Source organism: Vibrio nereis NBRC 15637 (assembly GCF_001591105.1).
Lineage (GTDB): Bacteria > Pseudomonadota > Gammaproteobacteria > Enterobacterales > Vibrionaceae > Vibrio > Vibrio nereis.
The window spans coordinates 1-5,915 of sequence record NZ_BCUD01000036.1 but is presented as its reverse complement, the minus strand read 5'-3'; the positions used below and the strand labels follow the sequence as shown (position 1 = coordinate 5,915).

Here is a 5,915-nt window from a genome sequence, read left to right as displayed (position 1 = left end):
CCACATAACGCCCTGCTAAGGGGTGAACAACGCAATACCGAAGTCGCTGCATACCGCCTTAATCACCAAAAATCAACGCATAGTAAAAATGCCACGCGTTGTGAATCCCTCTTGAGCAGTTTGTTAGTTTGCAGACCCAAAACGTTGAATTTACGTTATCTTAAACTTTGCGAACAACAAACTTTATGTGCTTTGATGCACTTAAGTCAGGCGTAGTCTCAAAGCGGCTAGTCAATGAAACCACTTGGAATAAACAACGCCGCAGAAAACGAACTCACAACACCAAAAAGCACTTTTGGAAAACCAATCTCACAATGCGGATTTTCAACAAAGTTACTGAAACCACGTGAGCTTACCACATCAGAGAAAACGTCATTTCAGCGAGTAAATCGGCTTTTGTACCAACAAACTCAACGAGCAGAGTTTCAGCAAAAAAGTTCAACTCAGTGAACCCAAAAGTCGCCGCACCAAAGAACAAATCTACCCTTGAAACGATGCCAATTTTGGATTTTTACCACGCTAATTAACACTGAAATTGAACGCCGATACGACAATTTCAACTTTGAGTTTTTACCACTAGATCTTGCGATATAGCTACGTTTTTCCTCTTGCAAACTAACGCCCTGTTAAGGGGTGAGCAACGCAATACAAAAGCCGCCGCAAACCACCTTAATCACCAAAATCAACGCATAGTGAAAATGCCACGCGTTGCGAATCCCTCTTGAACAGTTTGTTATGTGCGAACTTCTAGCTTGTAGATGACTGCTCAGCAACACTAACTTTAGGCTCTTTCTCTGGCGTCGACCATTTGATGATTGCTCTAAGGTTCATTGAGAAAAAGATGATATTTGCAATTATCATTGCCACACTGCCAGTAAGATAACCAACTGCTACCCAACTAGTGTTACCGCACATCATTAAAATAAAACCGATTTTGCTCTTATTTCCAATTTGCCAAATTGCAAGAAACGTAAGTACCATTGCAACCCAGTCGATTCCATAGTACTGAAAATACTCCATTTTTCCTCCAAGCACATAACGCCGCGTTAAGGGGCAGCAACGCACTGCCACCAAACTTCAATTTACCACCGTAAACACAAATACCAAGACTTGAACCAAACTCGCCACGCGTTGACTGTCCCTCTTGAACGCCTTGTTAATTTGCTGTTACCCACTGACTTTCAAGCCCAATAGTTTGGCTGTCAAAATCAATTGAAGCCTGAATGCCCAGAGGTGTAACCAGCATTGGATGCGTATGACAACTGTCGAAACCATAAAGTATAGGGACGTTTTTACCATTTAGCACTTCAAGCAAAACGTCAAGCGGCGTGCGCCCCGTCCCTTTGTCATTAAACAGTTCATGCTTGCCTAATACAATTGCACCAACCTTTTCAAACACACCGCAAGCCATTAAATGGGCAAAAGAACGTTCGACTGTTTCTATACCTTTGAGAGAGTCTTCAAGCAGGAGGATATCGCCTGGCTCTATCTTAGGCATATATTGGCTACCCCATATGCCTGCCATGGTATTCAGATTGCCACCAATTATACGACCACTAACTTGGCCATTACCTAAAAATTGCCATTCATTTGCGTAACTAGTTTTTGGAGAGTCTTGAGTTTCCCAGTCGTGCTTAACATCTGTCCACGACGAAGGCATTGTGTACTGATACGAGTCAGACTCCGAGCATAAGATTTCCAGAAAGGACTTAAGTGTTTCTTCAACTAAGGGTGGAAACTCACCAAATGATGCAACCAGTGAAGGACCATAAAAAGTAATAAGCCCTGTTTGAGCATAGATACCCAGTAGCAAAGCCGTTACATCAGAGTAACCAATGATAATCTTGGGATCGTTTCTGAGTGCTTCATAGTCGATGTAGGGCAATAGAGAATTACTATTGCTACCACCAATTGTAGACATGATACACCGTACATTAGGGTCACGGATTAATCGGTTAAACTCTTCTGCACGTTCTAGAATTGAGCCTGAGCGATATGAATCAGAACAGCCAGTGAGATGACCCTCCACTAGCTCAAAGCCTTGAGATTCCAGATAAGATTTTGCTCGCCTGAAGCGATTTGGCGCAAAAGCCGTTGCTGGAGATGATGGTGAAAAAAAGCCGATTTTATCACCAACTTTTAAAGCTTGTGGGACTATCACTTACCCTTATCCTCCATAATTCAAAAAGCAAAATAACGCCGCGTTAAGGGGCAGCAACGCACTGCCATCAAACTTTAATTTACCACCGTAAACACCAATACCAAGGTTTAAACCAATCTCGCCACGCGTTGACTGTCCCTCTTGAACGCTTTGTTAGCTCGGTGCGCTAAGACAATCTATGGTTCTATTACTATTGGAATTCATCGCCCTGATTTTCTATGGTTTTATGACCACACTTTTGACAAACCACATATCTGTCAATTAGGTCTAAAGATGCCCCTACAGGACTAGCTACACCACCAAAGAAACCTTCGAGAAAAGCCTTAAACTGTTCTTTCTTACTTTTACCGTACTTCGAAGGCTTTTGCTTTATTAGTTCCTTATGCTCGGTTTCCTTACCACACTTTTCACAAAATCTAATACTCACTCAGATACCTCTGACCGATTTACAACATAGGGTTAGATAATCATATAAAGGAATAACAAAGATTGAGCAGCTTCTAATAATAAGAAAACTCTGTATTCAATGACTGGTCAGTGTAATAGAGCTAACGCCCGCTTAAGTGGTGAGCAACGCAATGCGGTGTTTCCGCATACCAACTAAATCACTAAAAACAACGCATGATAAAAATGCCACGCGTTGCGAATCCGTCTTAAAGCGTTTGTTATGGGTACTTACTCCACAAAAGCGCAAAAGCACTTAAAGTAAATGAATCGGAGATAACCCCATCCCTAATTTTTTCACGAATAGTAATTTTAGGAATTTTTACCAAACCTTCAATTTCTTGCTCAGGTTTTCCAGTCAACTGACATTGAGAAATACGTGCATAAAACACGTCGACCATTGATGCTAAAATAGCTGAGTTAGGTTTTATCGCACCTAATTTTTCAAGCTGATTTATATCTATTGTATATCCAGTTTCTTCAAGTACTTCTCTTATCGCTGTATTATAACTACTTTCATTGACTTCACCGTAACCTCGAGGCGCTTCAATTTGCTCACTAAATGAATGAGCTGCTCTACGAATTAAAACAAAAACATAATTTTCTTCACATTCCACTAACACTACCGCGCCATTGTCGGAACCATTTTCTTTGATATAGTGAAATTCGCCATCTTTGATAACGCTAAACCAAGGGTTTTTATACTGCTCCATTATTTCAACTCCAACCCTAAAAACTGTTGCATTTTCGGGTACATACCAAACCAGTTTTTTCTAGTAAAAGTTCTTGCTGCACTTTCTTTACATTTATCTTCGATGTACCCCATCGCTTCATCAGTTATAAATTGTAATAAGTCTGTAGCCCCTAACGTAGTGATAATTTCAAAAGCTTTATACGGATATTGAACCAACTCTATCTCATTTTTTAATGATTTATATACAACGCCCACATCTAATATTTTTTCCGGTACATCTTTGAGTACCTTGATATCATCTAGCAAAAAACCTTCGCCTTTTGTTGCAAATAAGGAATTGTATGATGGATTTACCACCTCATTTTTAAAGCGTCTTGATTCAATAGGACTGATTTTACCAAAATAATCATCTGAAAAATTATACCAATCAGACCTAGAAAATATTTTTGATGTTTTCCTTTTAAATAGGATTCTATCACCATCATCCTTGAAATAATTACCTATTGCCAAATCATCGTTAATCCTTAAAAAAATCTCATCTTGTAGAGCGCTTTTTTCAAGTGCCACCTTTTCTGATTTATAAACTATGGCATTCAATGCTGCTTGAGTTTTACGTATACGTTCTAACAAACAAACTTGTTGATAATTTGTGAGCTTTCCTTTTTCCGGCGCTCCTTCGATGCTTGATAGAATAAAATTGCTAGGCAATTTTTCATAGTACTCCTCTAAGTCAAAACTGTTTTTTAAATTGAACCCTCTAATTACTAACTTTCCAGATCCTTCTTCATTCAAATATTTAACTAAATTTCTTTTTTTAAGAATTTCATCCATATTGTGGTTATCAACAAGAGTGTTCGGAGATAGGACTACACCATCCCCAAAAACCATACCCATTAGGAACCTTTTACGTAACTCTTCCAGTCTTAACTGACGAACTGAGTCGCAGTTTGACAATAATAGTTTTTCTTTAAATAACAATTATCGATCCTTATATGAATGAAGTCTATTCTGTACCCATAACGCCGCATTAAGTGGTGAGCAACGCAGACCACTGAACCTAAAGTATTGTGCCGTAAACACTAAATTCAAAGCAAACCAAAAATGCCGAGCGTTGGGAATCCGTCTTAAATGCTTTGTTATGTGCCCGAACTCATTGTGTACTCTGGGTGTCCCGTATGCTCGTCCAGTTGCTCACTGACGACTGCAAAACCTTGAGATAAATAGAATTGATAACTAGCCTGATTTTCCTTGTATACGGAAAGGCTCAATATCGCCCTTTGAGCTTTGGCATGACTTAATAATTGCTTACCGATGCCTTTACCCTGAAATTCAGGAAACAAGAATATAGCAGCCAAAGTACTTTCATAAAGTGCATAAAAACCAACTATTTTTGACTCGATTTCATAAACGAAAACTTCTGAAGCAGGAATATAAATATTACGCATGCTCTCAACTTGAGATTCCCAGAAGTCAGCCTGGACGAAATCATGGGCTTTAACAGAGGCTTCAAGCCAGATTCCAAGAACCGAATCTAAGTCATTTGAATTGTACTTTCTTATCATTTTCGAACTCTAGATTGTCAAATTTATCGGGGCAACATAACGCCGCATTAAGGTGTGAGCAACGCTATCACAAAACCTAACCTTACCACCGTAAACACAAAACCTAACGATTAACACCAAAAATGCCAAGCGTTGGGAATCACTCTTAAATGCTTTGTTATGATTGTTTTCAAACTACTTTCTTCAATATATTATCGTTATTTTTAAAATCTTTAGGGTTCGATTCACAACCTACTGCATAAAAAGTTGTTGTGTTGACTACTCCTTTTCCCTTTACATACCCGAAACCATTTACAGAGAATAGAACACTCTTAGTTGCTCGTCCCACATAACTTTTTATTTTACGTTTATGCTGTGCGACGTAAACTTTAAGCTTGTTGTAAAAATACTCTCTTAGTTGATTAACGCTTGAGTATTCATGGAGAACATCATCGACTATGACCAAGTCAGTAATGTCTAAAGCAATGAAGCCGATTTTATTTTTCTGTGAACTACCAATCCGACCTTTCAATTGCTTTTCTGCTTTTTTAAAACGTTTAAATAATTGAATTTCAGACTTTATACGTTTACATTCAATGAACACAGTATATTTTTCATATCGAACAATAACATCACAGCGCCCCTTAATATCAACACTTAAACCATTATCTTTAAATCTAGAAGCCATCGACAGCTCATGCAAATAATCTCGTGATCGATCAAGTTCTTCTTTTGCAGCTTGATAACGGAAATGTTGACCTGATAGAGCAGTTTCAATTTTACTCTTAACTTCAGGGTCAACTGAACCTATAAATGCACGAAACACCCTCAAAAGGTCATGAACTTCTCTTGCAATTAAAATGTACTGTCTAAAGTCATCAAGTGATTCTAATTTTTCTTTGCCCTGTAAGTAATCGATATACCGACCTAGCCGAGTACGACTATAATCTAGCTCAAGCTCTTCTGAAATCCATTTTCGTGCGGAATCTAGCTCTGCTTCAATCTCAAGCTTACTTTGTCTTGTAAATTCTGATTCTAAATAATAGAGCATATATTCCTCGCAAATCATAACGCC

General features: G+C 38.6%; 8 protein-coding genes. 1 reads left to right on the top strand and 7 read right to left on the bottom strand.

The window, feature by feature from the left end; all coding sequences use genetic code 11:
- A partial coding sequence (locus tag VNE01S_RS19750; protein ID WP_306304702.1) for a hypothetical protein occupies positions 1-216 on the top strand: 216 nt, incomplete at its 5' end.
- 531 nt (positions 217-747) lie between these two features.
- Here the strand turns inward: VNE01S_RS19750 and VNE01S_RS18420 are convergent.
- From VNE01S_RS18420 to VNE01S_RS19505, 7 genes are all read right to left on the bottom strand, one after another.
- On the bottom strand, positions 748-1,020 hold the full coding sequence (locus VNE01S_RS18420; RefSeq protein WP_053397260.1) for a nicotinamide mononucleotide transporter: 273 nt from the start codon (positions 1,018-1,020) through the stop codon (positions 748-750).
- A gap of 136 nt (positions 1,021-1,156) precedes the next feature.
- Positions 1,157-2,161: a S66 family peptidase gene (locus VNE01S_RS18415; protein WP_053397259.1), complete on the bottom strand. Its 1,005-nt coding sequence runs from the start codon at positions 2,159-2,161 to the stop codon at positions 1,157-1,159.
- 190 nt (positions 2,162-2,351) lie between these two features.
- Positions 2,352-2,588: a hypothetical protein gene (locus VNE01S_RS18410; RefSeq protein WP_053397258.1), complete on the bottom strand. Its 237-nt coding sequence runs from the start codon at positions 2,586-2,588 to the stop codon at positions 2,352-2,354.
- 238 nt (positions 2,589-2,826) lie between these two features.
- On the bottom strand, positions 2,827-3,318 hold the full coding sequence (locus tag VNE01S_RS18405; RefSeq protein ID WP_053397257.1) for an NUDIX hydrolase: 492 nt from the start codon (positions 3,316-3,318) through the stop codon (positions 2,827-2,829).
- Complete coding sequence (locus tag VNE01S_RS18400) at positions 3,318-4,277, bottom strand: hypothetical protein (RefSeq protein WP_053397256.1); 960 nt, start codon at positions 4,275-4,277, stop codon at positions 3,318-3,320. Before VNE01S_RS18400 ends, VNE01S_RS18405 begins: the two co-directional genes overlap by 1 nt.
- A gap of 158 nt (positions 4,278-4,435) precedes the next feature.
- Positions 4,436-4,861 carry an N-acetyltransferase gene (locus VNE01S_RS18395; protein WP_053397255.1) on the bottom strand — a complete coding sequence of 142 codons (426 nt, stop codon included), beginning with the start codon at positions 4,859-4,861 and terminating at the stop codon, positions 4,436-4,438.
- 169 nt (positions 4,862-5,030) lie between these two features.
- Positions 5,031-5,915: hypothetical protein (locus VNE01S_RS19505; protein ID WP_217998402.1), on the bottom strand; the 885-nt coding region annotated here is incomplete at its 5' end.